The 19,341-nt window shown below is 68.1% G+C and carries 16 protein-coding genes; 7 read left to right on the top strand and 9 right to left on the bottom strand.

Going from position 1 to position 19,341, the window contains the following annotated elements; all coding sequences use genetic code 11:
• Positions 1 to 3: 3 nt before the first annotated feature.
• The 5 genes from LPH33_RS21325 to LPH33_RS21305 form a co-directional block, all read right to left on the bottom strand.
• Positions 4 to 1,476: a peptide MFS transporter gene (locus LPH33_RS21325; RefSeq protein WP_229565895.1), complete on the bottom strand. Its 1,473-nt coding sequence runs from the start codon at positions 1,474 to 1,476 to the stop codon at positions 4 to 6.
• A gap of 129 nt (positions 1,477 to 1,605) precedes the next feature.
• Complete coding sequence (locus tag LPH33_RS21320) at positions 1,606 to 1,986, bottom strand: DUF3054 domain-containing protein (RefSeq protein WP_006552707.1); 381 nt, start codon at positions 1,984 to 1,986, stop codon at positions 1,606 to 1,608.
• A gap of 134 nt (positions 1,987 to 2,120) precedes the next feature.
• Entirely contained in the window at positions 2,121 to 2,675 is a 555-nt protein-coding gene (locus LPH33_RS21315; protein ID WP_229565893.1) for a YceI family protein, read from the bottom strand.
• Between the two features lie 89 nt (positions 2,676 to 2,764).
• Positions 2,765 to 3,886, bottom strand: coding sequence for a lysylphosphatidylglycerol synthase transmembrane domain-containing protein (locus LPH33_RS21310; protein WP_229565891.1), 1,122 nt, complete (start codon positions 3,884 to 3,886; stop codon positions 2,765 to 2,767).
• Positions 3,887 to 3,970: 84 nt separating this feature from the next.
• Positions 3,971 to 5,470, bottom strand: coding sequence for an adenylate/guanylate cyclase domain-containing protein (locus LPH33_RS21305; RefSeq protein WP_039585012.1), 1,500 nt, complete (start codon positions 5,468 to 5,470; stop codon positions 3,971 to 3,973).
• A gap of 174 nt (positions 5,471 to 5,644) precedes the next feature.
• Between LPH33_RS21305 and macS the strand changes: the two genes are divergently transcribed.
• From macS to LPH33_RS21290, 3 genes are all read left to right on the top strand, one after another.
• Positions 5,645 to 6,847 carry a MacS family sensor histidine kinase gene (macS, locus tag LPH33_RS21300; RefSeq protein WP_229565889.1) on the top strand — a complete coding sequence of 401 codons (1,203 nt, stop codon included), beginning with the start codon at positions 5,645 to 5,647 and terminating at the stop codon, positions 6,845 to 6,847.
• A complete protein-coding gene (locus LPH33_RS21295) occupies positions 6,847 to 7,473 on the top strand; it encodes a response regulator (RefSeq protein ID WP_006552702.1) in 627 nt (208 codons plus the stop codon). Before macS ends, LPH33_RS21295 begins: the two co-directional genes overlap by 1 nt.
• A gap of 62 nt (positions 7,474 to 7,535) precedes the next feature.
• Positions 7,536 to 8,210 (top strand): DUF1707 SHOCT-like domain-containing protein, encoded by a 675-nt coding sequence (locus LPH33_RS21290; protein ID WP_006552701.1) that lies wholly within the window; start codon positions 7,536 to 7,538, stop codon positions 8,208 to 8,210.
• A 57-nt stretch (positions 8,211 to 8,267) separates the two neighbouring features.
• Here the strand turns inward: LPH33_RS21290 and LPH33_RS21285 are convergent, their stop codons facing one another.
• From LPH33_RS21285 to trmB, 3 genes are read right to left on the bottom strand one after another with little or no spacing between them, the layout of a single operon-like run.
• Positions 8,268 to 11,648, bottom strand: a complete 3,381-nt coding sequence (locus tag LPH33_RS21285; RefSeq protein WP_229565887.1) for an MMPL family transporter — start codon at positions 11,646 to 11,648, stop codon at positions 8,268 to 8,270.
• A gap of 9 nt (positions 11,649 to 11,657) precedes the next feature.
• Positions 11,658 to 12,350, bottom strand: a complete 693-nt coding sequence (locus LPH33_RS21280; RefSeq protein WP_006552699.1) for an NYN domain-containing protein — start codon at positions 12,348 to 12,350, stop codon at positions 11,658 to 11,660.
• Complete coding sequence (gene trmB, locus LPH33_RS21275) at positions 12,347 to 13,093, bottom strand: tRNA (guanosine(46)-N7)-methyltransferase TrmB (RefSeq protein WP_006552698.1); 747 nt, start codon at positions 13,091 to 13,093, stop codon at positions 12,347 to 12,349. The genes LPH33_RS21280 and trmB overlap by 4 nt, the downstream gene beginning before the upstream one ends.
• 135 nt (positions 13,094 to 13,228) lie before the next feature.
• Here trmB and LPH33_RS21270 point away from each other — a divergent pair, with 135 nt between their 5' ends.
• From LPH33_RS21270 to LPH33_RS21255, 4 genes are all read left to right on the top strand, one after another.
• Entirely contained in the window at positions 13,229 to 13,873 is a 645-nt protein-coding gene (locus tag LPH33_RS21270) for a hypothetical protein (RefSeq protein ID WP_024102059.1), read from the top strand.
• Positions 13,870 to 15,255 carry a hypothetical protein gene (locus tag LPH33_RS21265; protein WP_064256134.1) on the top strand — a complete coding sequence of 462 codons (1,386 nt, stop codon included), beginning with the start codon at positions 13,870 to 13,872 and terminating at the stop codon, positions 15,253 to 15,255. Before LPH33_RS21270 ends, LPH33_RS21265 begins: the two co-directional genes overlap by 4 nt.
• 38 nt (positions 15,256 to 15,293) lie before the next feature.
• A complete protein-coding gene (locus LPH33_RS21260) occupies positions 15,294 to 15,671 on the top strand; it encodes a DUF6802 family protein (RefSeq protein WP_229565885.1) in 378 nt (125 codons plus the stop codon).
• 280 nt (positions 15,672 to 15,951) lie between these two features.
• Positions 15,952 to 17,784: a phosphoenolpyruvate carboxykinase (GTP) gene (locus tag LPH33_RS21255; protein ID WP_006552694.1), complete on the top strand. Its 1,833-nt coding sequence runs from the start codon at positions 15,952 to 15,954 to the stop codon at positions 17,782 to 17,784.
• 328 nt (positions 17,785 to 18,112) lie between these two features.
• On the opposite strand, the gene LPH33_RS27005 is transcribed toward LPH33_RS21255, so the two are convergent.
• Complete coding sequence (locus LPH33_RS27005; protein WP_367652171.1) at positions 18,113 to 19,240, bottom strand: hypothetical protein; 1,128 nt, start codon at positions 19,238 to 19,240, stop codon at positions 18,113 to 18,115.
• Positions 19,241 to 19,341 lie beyond the last annotated feature (101 nt).

Genomic DNA, 19,341 nt, shown 5'->3' with positions numbered 1-19,341 from the left:
GTGCTACTGCACGCCGTGCATGAGCTTCTTGATGTGCGGCGCGAAGAGCGCCAGCACGATGCCCACTGCGATCGACGCTCCGCCGATCCACAGGTAGTACGGCACCTCGTTGTTCTCGTCGTAGAACCCCGCGAGGGTGCCGGCCATGGCCGTGCCGCATGCGACGGACAGGTAGAACAACGCGACCATCTGCGTGTGGAAGTTCTTCGGCGCGAGCTTCGTCGACAGCGACAGTCCGACGGGGGACAGGAACAGCTCGGCGAAGGTGAACAGCAGCAGGATGAAGACCAGTCCGAGCAGCGGAGCGCTGTTGGGGCCGCCACCGGCCATGGGGATGAAGCACAGGAAGGCGATGCCCATGATGATCGTGCCTGCGGCGAACTTGATGGGCGACGAGGGCTGACGCGGTCCGAGTTTGGTCCACACGGCGGCGAAGACACCCGCGAACAGGATGATGAAGACCGGGTTGATCGACTGCACCCAGGACGGCGGGAACTCCCACCCGAACAGATTACGGTCCAGGCGTGTGTCGGCGTAGACGGCGACCATCGTGAACTGTTGCTGGAAGAGCGACCAGAACACCGCGCTCGCGATGAACATCGGGATGAACGACAGCACCCGGCTGCGCTCGACCGGCGTGATCTGCTTGCTCGACAGCATGAGGACGAAGTAGGTGATCGTCGCGATGATGGTCAGGGCGACGACGATGTCGGACATGTTGCTCGTCGTGACGAGGCCGATCAGCGCGGCGACCGCGATGAGGACCACAGCGACCAGACCGATCCCGGCGGCTTTCGTGCGCGTCTCGGCGGGAAGCGGATGGGGTGGCACCTTGCCGATGTCGCCGAGATGCTTGCGGTAGATCGTGTACTGCAGCAGGCCGAGGAACATGCCGACCGCGGCGAGACCGAAGCCCCAGTGGAAGCCGTAACGCGTCTGTAGGAAGCCGGTGAGCAGCGGGCCGACGAGCGCGCCGATGTTCACGCCCATGTAGAAGATGGAGAAACCGGCGTCGCGTCGCGGGTCCTGCTCGTCGTAGAGATCGCCGACGATCGACGTCGCCGTGGCCTTCAGACCACCGCTACCGAACGCGACCAGCACCAGGCCGATACCCACCCCGACGAAACCGGGCAGCACCGCGAGCGCGATGTGGCCGAACATGATGAGCACGGCGCTGTAGAACAGGGTCCGTTCGGAACCCAGCAGCCGGTCGGCGATCCACGCCCCGAGAATCGTCGACAGGTAGACCGTGCCGCCGTAGGCGCCGACGATGGAGGTCGCAGCCCCCTGGCTGATCCCCAGCCCGCCCTCGGATGCCGAGTAGTACAGGTAGTAGATCAGGATGCCCTGCATGCCGTAGAAGGAGAATCGCTCCCACATCTCGACACCGAACAGGTTGGCCAGGGGTAGTGGCTGACCGAAGAACCGATGGTCGGATCGCGACCCGGTCAGAGTAGGTGGTTCCAGCGTGGACATGATCTCCACTGTTCCACCGCACGGGGCGCGAGCGCGAAAAATTCGCGTATCCCGCGGTCGCAGATCACACTTCGCGTGCGAGTGCGAGAGCTGCGACCGGAGGGTCGGTACTGGTCGACCTCGGCGAGTTCAGTGAGCGTCGACCTTGCGGTGCTGGAGCAGTCCGACGACCACGCGCCAGCCCACCAGGAACAGGCCCAAGAAGATCGTCGCGACGATGATGAAGGCGGTTGCGGTGCCCTGACCGGTGACGGCCCGCAGCAGCATCCCCACGACGAGGGTGCTCACCCACACGAGCAGTCCGGTGGGAACGGCCGCGAAGGCGTCGAACTTGTCGCGGTAGAGCCACGCGGTGAAGAACCATCCGACGGTGAGGCCGCCGAGGAACGGCCACGCCGTTCCTGCGAGCCCCACGAGATCGAGCACTTCGTCGTGACTGGAACGACCGAGCACGGCGAATACGACGACGAGAACGACGTCGATCGCCAACGCCGGGATGTACTTCTTCACGGGTCCAGAGTAGCGGCGGCGCGGGGCGCGTCGGAATCTCCGGCGCGTGCTCTCGAGCACGATCCGGACCGGTAGAGCGGGTGGAACGCGGCAGCGCCCCTGCCGGAGCAGGGGCGCTGTCTGTGCGAGAGGGGTCAGGCCTGCAGGCCGGCCTCGATCTCGAGGGTGATGGTGATCTTGTCGCCGACGACGGCTCCGCCGCCTTCGAGCGGCATTTCGATGCTGATGCCGAAATCCTTGCGGTTGATGACGGTGGTGGCCTCGAAGCCGGCGACCGGGCCCTGGCCCATGCCGGGGTTGACGCCGTTGAACTCGAGCTTCAGGTCGACCGGGCGGGTGACGCCGTGGAGCGTGAAGTCGCCCGTGACGATGTAGTTATCACCGTCGGCACGCACGTCGGTCGAGGTGAAGGTGGCGACGGGGAACTGCTCGGCGTCGAAGAAGTCGGCGGAGCGGATGTGCGCGTCTCGGTCGGCGTTCTTGGTGTTGATCGACTTGACGTCGATCTCGGCGTTCACCGATGCGGTGCCGTCCTCGGCGACGGTGATGGCGCCGGAGAAGTTCTCGAAGGTGCCGCGAACCTTGCTGACGACGAGGTGCCGGACGGTGAAGCCCACGTTCGAGTGGACGGGATCGATGGCCCAGGTGCCGGGGGTCAGGCCGGGGAAGGTGGTGGTGGCGGTCGTCATGGTGGTCCTCCTCGATGGTCAAACTTTCAACTGCTTGCCGACAACCATGCCACCAAATAGTTGCATGCGCAACTACATCGTGAGGTGGATCACGCCGGCTCGGGATTCTCGACCGGACGACGCCGCCGCTCCAGGGCGCTGCGCTCGTGTTCTGCGCGCTCGGCGATCGGATCGATCTCGTCGGGTCCGTTGCCCCGGTACATCGCGGCGACGGTGGCCCAGCCCGCCAGGGCCACGAACGCGAAGCTCACCATCCGATACACGAAGACCGCTGCCAGCGACTGCGACGCGCTCAGCCCGGCAGCGGTGAGCGTCGCGATGAGGGTGCCGTCCACGAATCCGAGGCCGCCCGGTGCGAGCGGCACGCTGCCCACGGCCTTCGCCGCCGCGAACGCGATGAACAACCCCGCCACCGACGGAGAGCCGCCGACAGCCCAGCACGCCAGTCCGAGGCACGCGACATCGGCTGCACGGTGCACGGCCGACCACGCCACCGCGGCCACACCGTCGCGACGCGCGAGTTCGACGGACTCGAGCTGCGCGAGAGTGCGTTCGAAGACGTCGAAGCCGGTGTCCCTCGGCTTCCTCGTGATGCGGTTGACCCGACGGAGCACCCACGTGCCCGCCGCCTCGATCGACGTGGGGTTCTTCGCGACGTACCGTAGGCCGAAGATCAACGCGATCGCGCCCGCGAGCGACAACACGAGAGTGACGGGGCTGATCCGGCTGCCGACCGCGAACGCACCGACCATGCCCACCGACGCCAGGGTCACGGCCGCGATGACGCCGGAAACCGCGAGTTGCCACGAGGCGACCACGGGGGTCGCACCCCACTTGCGGGTCTGCTTGTAGGTGAAGGCCGTGGAGAAGACCGGACCTGCGGGTAGGGTCACCGCCATCGCCGTGCTGCCGTAGATCACCGACGCCGAACGCCAGTGCCCGACGCGCACCCCGCCGGCGCGGAGCAGTCGCTGCTGCACTCCCGCGAAGCCGCTGAGGGAGATCATCTGCGCCAGCACGGCCGCCGCGAACCAGCCCCAGTGCATCTCCGTGACCGCGCGCCACGAATCGCTCATCGTCGGCCACAGGTAGATCGCCTCGACCGTCAGCAGAGCCACGAGGGCGATCGCCGACACCCACTTGATCCACCGGAACGAGCCCCGACGCGGCGTGGCGTCGGGGCATGGAGGATCGTCGTGCGGCTGCGCCACGCTGTTCACCGTAACCGACCGTCGGGTCACGAAGAGGGCGCTGTGGCCGTTCCGCGTCGTTCGCGGGTGTCGCGGGACGGACCGTCACTCGTCCGTCGAAGTGTCCGTCCCGTTCGCTTCTCCGGGGGCTCCGGGATAGCGAACCGGCCATGCGAGATGGGTCATCCGCCGCCGGCCGCGAAGCTGCACCTCGTCGCCGAGTTCCCAGTGGCTGCGCTCCTCGTCGTCCGCGAAGTACAACGCGCTCGACGACGCGAGAACCCTACTCGGACGCAGTTTCGCCAGCTCGGTCAGGCGCGAGGCCTCGTTGACCGGGTCGCCGATCACCGTGTACTCGAAGCGCTCCGCCGCGCCGATGTTGCCGGCCACCGCGAGTCCCGCCGACACGCCGATCCCGACATCGAGTCCGGTGATCTCGTCCAGAGCGAAACGCAGTTCGCGGGCCGCCGCGAGCGCCGCCGTGGGGGCGTCCGGCCGGTCGAGGGGAGCGCCGAAGATCACCAATGCCGCGTCGCCCATGAACTTGTTGACGAAGCCGTGATGATGGTCGACCACCTCGACGACGACACGGAAGAACTCGTTGAGCAGTTCGACGACCTCGCTCGGCGGGCGCTCGGCGGCCGTCGCCGTCGAACCCACCATGTCGACGAACAGCACCGCGACGTAGCGCGTCTCACCACCGAGCTCGGTGCCGTACTGCAGGGCCCGGCGCGCGACGTCCTCACCGACGTGCTGACCGAACAACTCCCGCAGACGCCGGCGTTCGTCGGACTCGGCCATCATGCGGTTGAAGCCGACCTGTAGGCGTCCGATCTCACTGCCGTCGAACACCTCGACCTGCACTCCCGAGGCGCCGCGCTGCACGCGTTCGATCGCCCAGCGCAACTGCTTGATCGGGTCGGAGATCTGTGCCGACGTCAGCAGCGACAACACGAGCGCGAGACCGATCGACGTCACCGCGAGGGCGAGCACGGACAGGGCGAGCGCGTCGGCGTCGAAGTCGGTGTTGGCGCTCAACTGCGTCACGCACAGCAGCACGATCCCGGCGACCGGCATGAGCGTGCCCAGGCCCCAGGTCATGGCCAGGCGCGTGCCGACGCCGGGAGCCATCGTCCGGTCGAAGTTCCCCTCGCTCAGCGCCCGCGCGGCGACCGGCCGCAGGATGCGTTCACCGAGCATGTAGGTGAAACCGAAGGTGCTGGTCGCGGCCATCGCGACGGTGACCGAGACCGCCACCGCGAGCGACGGCATCTCCTCGGCGGTGAGGAAGACGAAGAGCACGCCGCCGAGCAGCCACAGACCGAGGTGCACGATCGCCTGTCGCAGCGGGGCGTGCAGGGCCGCCATCTGTTCGGCCCGGGTGGGCGGGCCGCCGCGGAGCTGCCACCGGACGACAGAGCGCAGCGTGATCGCTGCGGCGCCGAGGCTCACGATGCCGGCGAAGACCAGGTACACCGCGAAGACCGCGAAGTTGCGGACCCGATCCGCGATGATGGCGTCGGTCTCGGCGATGGGGATGCCGTACCGGACGAAGGCGAACACGAGCATCGCACCGAACAGGTTCGACGCGCCCATGGAGACCATGTAGAGCGGCCAACGACTCCGCAAGGTGGCGGCGACAGCTCGGTACGACCTCAGCACGACTTCAAATCAAACCACTGTGCGGACGGTCACAGGATGGGGCGGTCACTGTTGGAGGCGCGGAGTGGTTGGATTCACTCGCCCCACCTACTGTGACGAAAGGTGCGAAACGTACACATGAGGCCGCCTCCGACCGGTCCCGACGCGGATGCACCGCTGTGGCGGGCCGCCCAGGTCTTCCGGCTCGTGACCGTCGCATATGCGGTGGGATCGCAGTTCTCGACCGTCGTGAACTACACCCGTCCGGGCTTGTCGTGGTTCTTCACCGGGGTACTCGTGACGTGGTCGCTCGTCTCGGCGGTGTTGCTCTCCCGCGAGGCACGACTGCGCCGCACGGTCACCGTGGTGGACCAGATCCTCGCCGTCGCGTTGATGGCGGCGACCCGACTGGTCGCCGACCACGACTGGTACAGCAACCACCAGACCATGCCCACCACGCTGTGGGTCGCCAACGCCGTGCTGTCGGCCGCGATCCTCGGCGGTCCGCTCACGGGCATCGGCTCGGCGCTGCTGACGTCCGTCGTCAGCGCGGTGGTGCGCGACCAGATCAACCTCGACCTGTGGCGCGACGCGACGGCGCCGGTGCTCGTCGCGTGCGGTGTGGCAATGGGTTTCGCCACCACCACCGCGCGCAGTGCGCACCGGCAACTCGAGCAGGCCGTGCGCGTGGCAGCGGCCACCGAGGAACGGGACCGGCTCGCCCGGCAGGTGCACGACGGCGTGCTGCAGGTGCTCGCGCTCGTGCAGCGGCGCGGACTCGAGCTGGGCGGTGATGCGACGGAACTCGCCGAGTTGGCCCGCGAACAGGAGACCGCGTTGCGGCAGCTGATCTCCGAACAGGACACCGACGTCGACCGCGGCGGTGAGCATGCCGACCTCACCGCCCTCGTCCGGGCCAGGGCCGGGACCGGTGCGACGGTGTCCGCGCCCGGCGGCCCGATCATGATCCCGCGGGATCGAGCGGAGGAACTCGCGGCGCTCACGACAGCGGCGCTGTCGAACACGCAACTGCACGCCGGCGCCGGTGCCGCCGCCTACATCCTCCTCGAGGATCTCGGCGACGAGATCGTACTCAGCATCCGGGATGACGGCGTCGGGATCGAACCGGGCAGACTCGACGAAGCTCGCGAACAGGGACGCATGGGGGTGTCCAAGTCGATCGTCGGGCGAGCGGAATGGCTCGGCGGCGTCGCACTGCTCGACAGCGATGTAGGCGAAGGAACCGAATGGGAGATCCGGGTACCGAAGGGGAATGAGTGGCCGAGATCAGCGCGGAAACACACGAGAACAGCACAGAGGAACGCAGCACCGTCAGCGTGATGGTGGTCGACGACCACCCGATCTGGCGCAACGCCGTCGGACGTGACCTCGAGGAGGCCGGGTTCACCGTCGTCGCCGAGGCCGACGGTGTCGCGAGCGCCGCGCGCCGTGCCGCCGTCGTCCGCCCCGACGTCGTGCTCATGGACATGGCGATGCCCGACGGCACCGGCACCGAGGCGACCCGCGCGGTCCTCGAGGTCTCCCCGGACAGCCGGGTGCTGGTCCTGTCGGCGTCCTCCGAACGCGACGACGTCCTCGGCGCGGTCAAGGCGGGCGCGTCCGGCTATCTCGTGAAGAGCGCCTCGGTGCACGAACTCGTCGACGCCGTCCTCGCGACCGCGCGGGGACAGGCCGTCTTCACCCCCGGACTGGCCGGGCTCGTGCTCGGCGAGTACCGCCGGATGTCGAACGACGTCGCCGACCGGAGACCCCCACCGACCCTGACCGGCCGGGAGACCGAAGTGTTGCGTCTCGTCGCGAAAGGGTTGTCGGCGAAACAGATCGCAGCGCGACTGACGCTCAGCCACCGCACGGTGGAGAACCACGTCCAAGCGGCGCTACGCAAACTGCAGCTCGCCAACCGCGTCGAACTCACCCGCTACGTCATCGAACAGGGCCTCGAATAGCGCTCCGCACAGTGGCTCCGACGACTTCGGAGGCATACCGTTCGTCCCGTTAAGCTCAGGGCATGGAACCGAAGGATCTGCGGGTGTCGGACGCCGAGCGCGAGCACGTCGGCGAACTTCTGCAGCGGGCGGTCGGGCAGGGAATGCTCTCGCTCGGGGAGTTCACCGAACGGATGGACACCGTCCTCGCGGCCAAGACCCGAGGCGACCTGAACCAGGTGCTCGTCGACCTGCCCGGTATCCAGATCCGGCCCGAGTTCCAGGAGCAGAATCTGCCGGGCATGTCGCAGGCGCACTATCCGGCGCCGAGTGCGGCCGGCTACCCCGCGCCGAGTGCAGCTGCTTTCCCCGCGACCGGCCAGGGCGCTCCTCTCGTGATCAAGGGCCGCGTCTCCGGCATCGAACGCAAGGGTCGCTGGCACGTGCCGCCCGCCGTCGTTCTCGACACCGTCGCGTCCTCCGTGACCCTCGATTTCACCGAAGCGGTGATGCAGACGCAGGTCGTGCGGATCGACGTGAGCGACTACCTCAGCTCGATCAACATCGTGCTCCCCGCCGAGGCCACGGCCGACGTCAACGGCGTCGAGAACGTCGCGTCGAGCGTGTCGTCGAAGGTGCGCGGCGGAGCGCCGTACGGACCGCTGCACGTCGTGGTGACAGGCAAGGTCCGCGGCGGGAGCTTCAACGTCACCCATCCGCTGTCCACGCGGCTGCGGAAGTTCTTCAACGGCAGCTGACCCCGGAAACACTCGAGGCGACCCGCTCTGCGGGTCGCCTCGAGTTCGTTCGTCAGATCAGTCGCGACGCTGCCGGGCGATCAGCTCACTGACGCTGATCGAACGGCCGCTGTCGGGACCGTGGCGTCCACGCCTCCGCGACTCCGCGTCGTTCTGCTCCGGCTGCGATTCGTCCGCTCGCGCTTCCGGCCGCTCGCCGGCCGGGCGGGGCGGCTGCTCCGGACCACGGGACCGGGAGGGCAGAGGCGGACGGGGACCGTTCTGTGTCGGCGGCTGCATGCCCTGCGTCGGCGGCTGCTGAGTGCCCGGCACGGGCGGTCGGGCAGGTCCCTGCGCCGGAGGTCGCTGGGCCTCCGATGTCGGGGGACGTTGCGAGTCCGGCGCCGAGGGGCGCGGTGCGTCGGAAGTGGGCCTCGGTCGCTGGGCCGAAGACTCCCCGCCGGGCGACGTACGGCGCAACTGCGACAGCCAGTTCTCGATCGCCTGCGGATCCCGTCCACGACCGGTGCCGGGTTCGCTCGGACGCGGAGCCGGGGCACCGGGCAGAGCTTCCGCATCGCCCGGGACAGCGGGCGGTCGGATGAAGGACTGCGGCAGCGGCGGCGGAACCTCCCCGCGCTGACGGCGGGGGAGCGGAGGCACCGACGACGGCGACGACGGGTCGGACGCACCGCGCTGTGTGGCATCGAGCGCACCGCGCTGTGTCTGATCGAGCGCACCGCGCTGTGTCTGATCGAGCGCACCGCGCTGTGTCTGATCGAGCGCACCGCGCTGCGTGACATCGCGCTGCGGCATCTCGGGGGCACGACGTTCGGGCTTCTCCGGGACACCCTTCTCCGGGCCTCCGAGCCCCGGAAGAGCCGAGCCGTTGCGCTCGTCCACCGGCGGCCGACCCTCCGGGCGACGACGCGGCTCCGGGATCGGACGCGACGGACGCCCCGGACCCGTACCGGGCTGCACCGGACGGCTCGCCGGCATCGGACGCCCGGCTGCGGGCGGCACCCGTTCGCCGTTCGGCGGAGCAGCAGGGGGACGACCGGACGCGGGCACGGCCGGACGGACCGGGGGGCGGCCCGGGGCCTGCCGTCGCACCGGCGGCGGCGTGAGATCGCGGAGCTTGCGCTGTTCGGCGGCCGGCCTCGGCGGAGCGATCTTGGGCAGCGGCTGCGTGAGGTCGGAGCCGCCCTCGAAGGCACCTGCCGGGAAGCGGTGCGCGCCCGTGGCCGCGACCGTCGCCGGCCCGAACATGCCGACGGTGATGAGCTCGGGAACGTCCTCGGGCATCAGTTCGTCGGCGAGGATCGGCTCGCCCAAGCCGATCCTCTCCTGGATCCGCTTCATCCACGCCGGAGCCCACCAGCAGTCGTCGCCGAGCAGCTTCATCACGGCGGGCACGAGGAACATGCGGATGACGGTCGCGTCGATGATCAGCGCGGCGATCATGCCGAACGCGATGTACTTCATCATCACCAGCTCCGAGAACCCGAAGGCACCGGTGACGACGATGAGGATCAGGGCGGCCGCGGTGATGATGCGACCGGTGTGGGCGGTACCGATACGGATCGACTCGGTGGTGCTCGCCCCCATCGATCTCGCCTCGACCATTCTGGAGAGCAGGAACACCTCGTAGTCGGTCGACAGGCCGTACACGATCGCGATGATCAGCACGAGCACCGGCGACATGATCGGCCCCGGGGTGAAGTTGAGCAGGTCGGCGCCGTTGCCGTCGATGAAGATCCAGGTGAGGATGCCCAGCGTCGAGCCGAGACCCAGGGCGCTCATCAACACGGCCTTGACCGGCAGCACGAGCGAGCCGAACGCCAGGAACATCAGCAACGTCGTCAACAGCACGACGACCACGACCATCAGCGGCAGGGTCTCGAGCAGGGCCCCGATGGAGTCCTGCTCGATCGCCGGGGTACCGCCGACGAGCACTTCGACACCCTCGGGCCATTCGGCTGCGTGCAGGTACTCGACGGTGTCGGCGGACTCGTTGCGGTCGGTCAGACCGGCCTTGAGCACACGGACGCCGTCCTTCGCGGGGCCGGTGATCTGGAACTTCTCGACGAGGCCGGGAGCTTCGCTGGCCGTCGTGATGATCTTGTTGAGGTCGCCGCCCTCGGCGCCGCGGACCACGAGCTTGACCGGCTCGGCGCGCTGGCCGGGGAACAGTTCGTCGAAGGTCTCCTGCGCGACGCGCGTGGGGTGCTCGGGCGGCAGGTAGGTCTCGTTGATGCCGCCGAACTTGATGCCGGTCAGCGGCATGATGAGCAGCAGCAGGCCGATGACCGTCGGGATGGTCACCTTCATCGGGTTGACCATCACCCAGCGGCACAGGCGGCCGAGAAAACTGTTCTCGACCTGCTCGTTCGACTGGATCTGCCCGAAGCGTTTCATGCCGAACTTGTCGATGCGCCTGCCGAGGATGCTCAGGATGGCGGGCAGGATCGTGATCGACAGCAGGGCAGCCAGTGAGACCGCCGAGATCGCGCCGTAGGCGACCGACTTGAGGAAGCCCTGCGGGAACAGCACGAGACCACCGAGGCTGGTGACGACCATCGTCGCCGAGAACACCACCGTGCGACCTGCGGTGACGACGGTGCGTCGCACCGCCGCCGGGGTGTCGTAACCCTCGGCGAGTTCCTCACGGAACCGCGACACCATGAACAGGCCGTAGTCGATCGCCAGGCCCAGGCCGATCAGTGAGACGACCGGTGCGACGAACGAGTTGACCTCGGTGAAGTTGGTGATCAACCGGACGATGCCGTTCGCCGCGACGATCGTGAGACCACCGGTGATCAGCGGGAGAGCGGCCGCGACGACGCCACCGAAGACGAAGAACAACAGGATGCCGACGGCCGGGATCGCGAGGATCTCCATGCGCTTGATGTCGTTGGCCATCGTGTCGTTCAGTGCGCCGGAGATCGGCTGCAGACCGGCGAGCTGCACGTCGACGCCGTCGATGTAGAAGGCGTCCTTGATCTCGCGGAAGTTGCCGGTCAGCTCCGTGTCGTCCTCGCCGGCGATCGCGACCGACGCGATCGCGTGCTGACGCGACGGATCGGCCAGCGACGGCAGCGACGGCGCGTCGTCGGTGGGCCAGTACGCACCGTTGATCTTGAGGATTTCGTCGGGATGCTCGGCGACCAGCGAGTTCAGGCTGTCGGTGACCTTCGCCGCGAACTCGGGATCGTCGACCGTGCTGCCCTCGGGTGCCGTGTACAGCACCAGCACGTCGCCCGCGGTGTCGCGGCCGAAGGTGCCGTCGGCGAGCTTGGCAGCGGCGACGGACTCCGAACCGGGATCGTCCCAGCCGCTCTGGCTGAGGTGATCGTTCAGGCTCAGCCCGTACCCGGCGAGCGCGAGCAACCCCGCGACCATCACCGCAATGACGGTGAAGCGCGCGCGGTAGACGAGCTCTCCCCAACGGTCGAACACGTAAGTCTCCTATTCGGCGACGCTCTTGCGCCCCACCAGGAGAGCAGAAAGCGGTCGGAACGGCTGCAGCCAGGCACCCTCGTCGGGCAGCGATTCCAGGCTGACGCGGGGCAGCGGTTCGCGGAACACACCGGGAATGTCCTCGAGATCGAGGAACTGGATGATCTCGGAGGTCACCGCCCAGCTGGCGTGCTCGCGGAAACCGAGCACCTGGGTCGCGATGCCCTCCTGTGCGAGCCGCTCGAGGGGTTCACGGAACGCCTGCCCGTCGGCGGAGGCCACCATGACACCCGCGAGACCTTCCCGGTGCCTCAGCTCGATGTGGTCCAGCATGTCGGAGTCGACATCGCTGTCCTCGTCGATCTTCGGCTTGGCGAACACCGCGAAGCCCACATTACGCAAGGCCTCGACCCAGGGGCGGACGACGTCCGCGCTGCCGGGGGCGATATTGGTGAACACCGTGGCTTCGGGTTCGAGGGTCGCGGAGTGCAGACGCGACAGTTCGGCGGTGCGTCCGAGCAGCCACCGGCCGAGAGCGTCGAAGCGCGGGCGGTAGGCCGCGGTGGGCCGGCCGCCGAGGATCGCGCCGAGGCCCATGTCGAGGTTGGGTGCGTCCCAGACGAGCAGGACCTTTCGGACCGGCTCGACACCGTCGATCGCGGAGGGGTCGGTCACGCCGGGAAGCTCTTCATGGACACTCATGCTCCGATCTTCCCCCAGACGAACTCGTTGATAGCGCTACCCACCTGGTGTGCCTTGTCCTCGAACTTGGTGACGGGGCGTTCGAGGCTGATCGGGGAGGTGCCGGTGAAGCGGGCGAGGCGCGGTTCGGCATCGCCCACCTCGGCGATGGCCTCGGCGTAATCGGCGTGGTCGGTGGCCACGTGCAGCACTCCACCGGGCTTCAATCGGTCGGCGATCAGAGCGAACGTCGGGGCCTGCAGGAGTCGGCGCTTGTGGTGGCGGGCCTTGGGCCACGGATCCGGGAAGAACACCCGCACGCCGGTGAGTGACGCGGTGGTCAGCATCTTCTCGAGCACCTCGACGGCGTCGCCGCGCAGGATCCGCAGGTTCCGGATCGGCGCGTCGGTGTTGCAGCTGCGTTCGATGTTCTGCAGTGTCTGGGCGATGCCGGGCTTGTAGACCTCCACGGCGATGAGGTTCACCTCGGGCTCGGCTTGGGCCATAGCGACCGCGGCGGTTCCTGTTCCGGATCCGATCTCGAGGACGAGGGGCGCGGAGCGACCGAACCAGGCGTCGACGTCGAGCGGTTCGTCGCCGACTTCCTTGCCGAGTTCGGGCCAACGACGGTCCCAGCACTGCTGCTGGGGGTCGGTCAGCGATCCACGGCGGGACCGGAAACTCGTCACCCTGGGGTATAGGCGGTTCCCGCGGGTCGGGCGCTCCTCGAGCGTCTCGGTGGTGTGCTGATCGGCTTCGTTCACCGGTCCATTGTCGCGTATTCCGAGAGTGTGTGGCGGGAGTGACCTGAGTGGCCGCAGTGTTTTCTCAGGGAAGCATTCGTTCGGCTGCCTGTCAGCGATCTCTCTGCGACAATTTCCGCCGACGATCGGGGGATCATGACGGGGGAGTTGTGGCACCACCTCGCCGCGCAGGTCGAACAACTGGATGCGCAGGCAGGGCGGTTGATTCGCAGGGCGCTGACCGAGCATACGGCCGCGCTGCGGGTGCAGGTCGCGGGGCGGGCCGGGACCGGCCGGGAGAGCGTCGAGACGCAGGTACGCGAACTGCTGCTCCGCAGGGTCGATATCGAGGGTGGGCAAGTAGACGCGGCCGTGGGCGGAGTGGCAGTGGACACGCCGGACGGTCCCGACCCGGTCCTCGACGGTGACGTCGTCGTCTACGTCGTGCCGCGTCGTCTCGACCCGGCCGTCGCCCATCCGGCCGACCGCGCCGCGCTGACGGCCGTGGATCCTTGTCGCCTCGTCCTCGTGGTGACGGGTGGGACGGATGACAGCGAGTGCGCTCTCGTCGCGCGTGCGACGGGGGTGCCGCCGGATCAGGTGGTCGCGGTCCGCGATGAGGAACTGCTCGGGGAACGGCTCGCCGCGCGTGCGGTCGTGGCGCGCCGCCTACGTGACGAGGAGCTCGCCCGGGTCGTGGCGGGTGTCCCGGCGGCACCGCAGGTGCGCGAACTCGTCGAACAGACACTCGACCTGGTCGGGCTGGACCCGATGGAGTCCGTCGCCGCGGGACTACGGTGACACCGCCGAGCGGACTCGTGGATCCGGCCGACGACGTCCTGCGCCGATGGAACCCGCGCGGATGGATGGGACTGCACCGGCCGGCCGCGACCGGCGTGCGGGTCGTCGGAGTGCCCGGTTCCGGCGCCGGCACGCTGGCAGCGGAGCTACGACCTCTGGGCGGGCTGGACATCACGGACGACGGCCGCGCCGTCACCCTCGTGGTGTTCGACCCGTCGGCGACGATCGGCCGCACCGAACTCGACCTCGTCCGCTCGGCGGCAGCCGAGTCGATCGAGGTCGTCTGCGCACTGACGGGCATCGACCGCTTTCCCGACTGGCGTGCGGTCCGCGACGCCGACGTCGAGATCCTGCAGCGGCACGCATCCTGGCTGCCGAGGGTCGTGGTCCTGCCCGTGAGCGCCGCGGCCGCTCGGCGGGCACGCGAACTCGAGGACGACGCGAGCGAGGCGGTCCGGCAGACCCTGCTCACCGCGTCCGGACTCGTCGAACTGCGGGACGTCCTGGCCGCCACGGTCCGGTCGTCACACGACCCGCGACGAGCACGCGCCGCGGTCGTCGCCGCCACCCGGCCGATGATCGAGGAGGAGATCGGACGACTGAGCGCGGAGGACGAGGAAGGGGGCCTGCGTGCGGAGCGCTCCCGCCTCACAGCCGCAGCACCACCCGCGACCTCCGGCCCCGACCTGCGCCGGCTGCAGGTGACGCTGTTGCAGGAGGTCGCGATGCGCGTGCGGGCGGCGTCCACCGCCGCGGGCGAGGTGCTCGAGACCGCGGACGCGGATGCGGTGGTCACGACGATCGACACCCACGTCGACGACCTGTGTGCGCGGCTCACCGACGAGACGGCCCGGATCGCACCGGGCACTCCGGCGCCGGAACCCACGCGCACCGCCCGCCCACCGCAGACCGCGCGGTCGATGGAGGACACGCTGACGGTGGTCTTCGGTGCGTCGGCAGGCGCGGGTCTCGGCAGACTGCTCCTCACCCCGTTCGGGGACCTGCCGGGCTGGATGTCGCTGGTGGTCGCGATCGCGTGCGCGGTTCCGGCCGCCGGATGGCTGATGCGGATCCGTAGGCGAATCGCCTACCGCGACCGGATGCGGCGGTGGATCGCCGACGAGCTCGCGACCGTACGGGCGGAACTCGACACCTGGATCCGCACCCGCATCCACGAGACGGAACTGCAGTCCACCGCGCTCGCGGTCGCTGCGCGCGACCGGCACGCGACCCGCGTGCGGGAACGCGTCGCCGCGATCGACGCGGAGATCACCCGTCGCCGGGGCGAGCGGCGTGCCCGCACCGCCGCGTGCGAACGCGACCTGGCGGCACTCGGACACATCCCGGAACCGCAAGGTGCCGGGGTGCGTCCAACCGGATAGGAGCGATCCGGCGCGTGCCGGGTCGGAAAGGGGAGACGATGGCCGAATTCGCCGGCTCGGGTGGCACACCCCAGCCGTTCACCGATCCCTTCGATCCGTCCGGGTTCGATCCGTCCGAGTTGGCCGCCTGGGCCGACGAGCTCGCCCCGACGACCGACCTCGACGGAGACGGCGCCGCCGAGACGGTCGTCGCCGATACCGAGCACTGGGGAGTCGGTCGCGACTGGGGCGACGGTCTGGTGGTGGCCACCGACACCGATCTCGACGGCAGCAGCGATCGCCTCTCGGTGATCGCGGACGACGGCCGTTACGGCGTGTGGGAATACTGTCGCGAGCTCGACGGATCGGGTCGGTGGAGTCGACTGGACACAGGTAGCCTTGAATACGACGTACACCACGGAGAAGAGTCGAAGTGATTCATATCCGGCTGCGCAGCAGGGGGAGAGGACGGTATTGTGCGCAAGTTCTGAATCGTTTCTGTGAGATTTCCGACCGGCCCCGAGTGACGCCGGTCGGCATTCCGACGTTAACCTCTATGAAAAGGACATCCGGCGCCTACTTCGCCTGTTCGGCCACGGACGAAGTAGGTGGTACCCCTGCCGAGAGGGGCAAGCCCGGGTCTGCCCTCGTCCGCACAGAAGAACGTGCAGGTCGGAGGCGGGATCCCGGTTCCGGGCACACCCCAGGAGAGTTTTGATGACCTCAGCGACCATTCCCGGTTTGAACGGTACCGACGACAAGCTCCCGACCCAGCATGCCGAGTTGCTTGCCTGGGTCCAGGAGATTGCCGAGCTCACCCAGCCCGATCGTGTCGTATGGGCCGACGGATCCGATGAGGAATGGGACCGTCTGACCTCTCAGCTGGTCGAGGCAGGCACCTTCACGCGTCTGAACGACGAGAAGAAGCCGAACTCGTTCCTGGCCAATTCCGATCCGTCGGACGTCGCACGCGTCGAGTCGCGCACCTTCATCTGCTCGAAGAACGAGATCGACGCGGGCCCGACCAACAACTGGGTCGACCCCGACGAGATGCGTGCCACGATGACCGAGCTGTACCGCGGCAGCATGCGCGGACGCACCCTCTTCGTCGTGCCCTTCTGCATGGGCCCGCTCGGAGCCGAGGACCCGAAGCTCGGCGTCGAGCTGACCGACTCGGAGTACGTCGTCGTCTCGATGCGCATCATGACCCGCATGGGCAGCGCGGCTCTCGAGAAGCTCGGCACCGACCGTCCGTTCGTCAAGGCGCTGCACTCCGTGGGTGCGCCGCTCGAGGCCGGTCAGCAGGATGTCCCGTGGCCGTGCAACGACACGAAGTACATCACCCACTTCCCCGAGACCCGTGAGATCTGGAGCTTCGGCTCCGGCTACGGCGGCAACGCCCTGCTCGGCAAGAAGTGCTACTCGCTGCGCATCGCGTCGGCCATGGCGCACGACGAGGGCTGGCTGGCCGAGCACATGCTGATCCTCAAGCTGATCTCGCCCGAGGAAAAGGCCTACTACATCGCCGCGGCGTTCCCGTCGGCCTGTGGCAAGACCAACCTCGCGATGATCCAGCCGACCATTCCGGGCTGGCGTGCCGAGACCCTCGGCGACGACATCGCGTGGATGCGTTTCGGCAAGGACGGCCGCCTCTACGCCGTGAACCCCGAGTTCGGCTTCTTCGGCGTCGCGCCGGGCACCAGCGCCGACTCGAACCCGAACGCGATGGCGACCATCGAGGCCGGCAACACCATCTACACCAACGTCGCGAAGACCGACGACGGCGACATCTGGTGGGAGGGCATCGGCGGCGAGACCCCGGCGCACCTCACCGACTGGCTGGGCAACGACTGGACCCCCGAGTCCGGCACCAACGCCGCGCACCCGAACTCGCGTTACTGCACCCCGATGTCGCAGTGCCCGATCCTCGCCCCCGAGTGGGACGACCCGCAGGGTGTGCCGATCTCCGCGATCCTGTTCGGTGGCCGCCGCAAGACGACGGTGCCCCTCGTCAGCGAGTCCTTCGACTGGCAGCACGGCACCTTCCTCGGCGCGACCCTGTCGTCCGAGCAGACCGCCGCGGCAGAGGGCAAGGTCGGTAGCGTCCGTCGCGACCCGATGGCGATGCTGCCCTTCCTCGGCTACAACGCCGGCGACTACCTGAACCACTGGATCACGCTCGGCAAGAACGCCGACGAGGACAAGCTGCCGAAGATCTTCTACGTCAACTGGTTCCGTCGCGGCGACGACGGCCGCTTCCTGTGGCCCGGCTTCGGCGAGAACTCGCGCGTGCTCAAGTGGATCGTCGACCGCATCGAGCACAAGGCCGGCGCGCAGTCCACGCCGATCGGCTACGTGCCCAGCGCCGCCGACCTCACGCTCGACGGTCTCGATGTCGATCCCGCCGACGTCGACGAGGCCCTGAAGGTCGACGTCGAGGAGTGGAAGTCCGAGATCGACGGCATCGCCGAGTGGTTCGAGTTCCTCGGTGAGAAGGTGCCCTCGGGCATCCGCGACGAGTTCGAGGCCCTCAAGCAGCGCCTCGGCTGAGTCCGTACACGACGACGAATGCCGTTCCCGGTTTCCCGGGGGCGGCATTCGTCGTCTGTGGGGTGAAATCCGGGAAATCGTTCACAGCGGATATCTCGGTTGTGCCACGCCGACCGGTGACGTAGTTCGACGATGCACGGCAACTACTTCCGTCGGCGAGCGGGTCGTCTCGTGCGTGGTTCGAGTCGTATCGGTCGGAAGTGTGCGGCACTGGTGGGGGCGACGGCGCTGGCCTGGGCGCTTCTGGCGGCGCCCGCTACCGCACAGAGCGAAGAGCAACTTCGTCGGCGGACGTCGTTCTTGGCGAGAAGACCACGGTGGCAGCGGCTTACGCGCTGGCAGTTGCCCCGGTACTCGGAACTTCCCCGAACGGCCCCGCCGCCGAGGCGCGGCGGCCTCCGGGTTCCGTGGGGTGTGGTCGTCGACGGCAACGACAACATCTGGGCCCGGTGAACACCAGGTGGCGTGAGCGTGCGGAGGGACGAACGACATCGGTAGCGTGATCGCTCTGAGCGTTCGCGAGAAGAGTCGAGGCAGTGAGCTTTTCGATTTCCCGCTTGACGGACTGGAGGCCGACCATGGCATCGAGTGCGCGACGTGCCCTCGAACAGGCCTCGGCGCGCTTCGATCGATCGGTGTCATCGGAGATTCGACTGCCGGAGGGCTCGGTGGCCGGATCCCAGGGGTCGGTACGTCGTGAGATACGTTCCGCGCTGGTCAGAGCGAGACGGTGATCGGGGTTGTGTAGTGCCTCGGCGTAAGCGGCGTCGTTCGGTCGCGTGGCGTACACGCGCTCCAGCAGGGTGCGTGCTCTCGGCTCGTCCCCCGATTCGCGTGCGATCAGTGCCCGGATGTACATGGCGTACGCAACGAGCCACGGAGTATCGGACTTCTCGGCCAACCAGAGGCGGCGGTCGGCTTCTTCGAAGAGTCCGAGAAACGCACAGGCGACCCCGACCATCACGTTCGCTCCGACGCGGAGGTATCCGTCGGCCCACTCTCCGACAGGACCCAGAACGGACAGCACATCGGTCCATCGGCGGGTCTCGTAGTGCAGGGCCCCCATCATGTAGGTGGCGAGTTGTGAGGGAGGCTGCATGGTTTCGAGCAGCGCGAAGGCGTCCTGAAAGTGGCCTGCGTCCATACGTGCCTGGGCTGCGGCAGCCCAGATCTCGGGACCTGTCGAGAGACGATGCGACGCGAATCTGCCTGCCTGGAAGGACCCGGACAATGTTCCGGGACGCAATCCCGCCTGCGTTTGTTCCCGGAAGAGACTCTGGTGCGCAGTGCGCATGAGATTCTCGATCACAGCTTCGTTCACGAGACCGGTCGTTGCGAGGCCGAGCCATGCGTCGCACATCATGGGGTCGATCGCCAGCGCTTCGTGAAAGCATTGCCGGGCGACGGCGAAGTCCGTGCGCTGTCGCCTTCCCTTGACGAAATAGCCCAGGGCCATCACGCCGTCGTCGAATCGCTTCTGCGCACGCCTCTTGTCGAACACTGATCCCCCCGGCTCTCGTACGGAACATCCGGGAGGAAGATCCTAGTCAGCGTGCA

The sequence above is a fragment of the Rhodococcus sp. RDE2 genome (assembly GCF_020885655.1).
Taxonomy (GTDB): domain Bacteria; phylum Actinomycetota; class Actinomycetes; order Mycobacteriales; family Mycobacteriaceae; genus Rhodococcus; species Rhodococcus pyridinivorans.
Note: the sequence above shows the minus strand (reverse complement) of the source record. Positions and strands in the feature narration are given on the sequence as shown.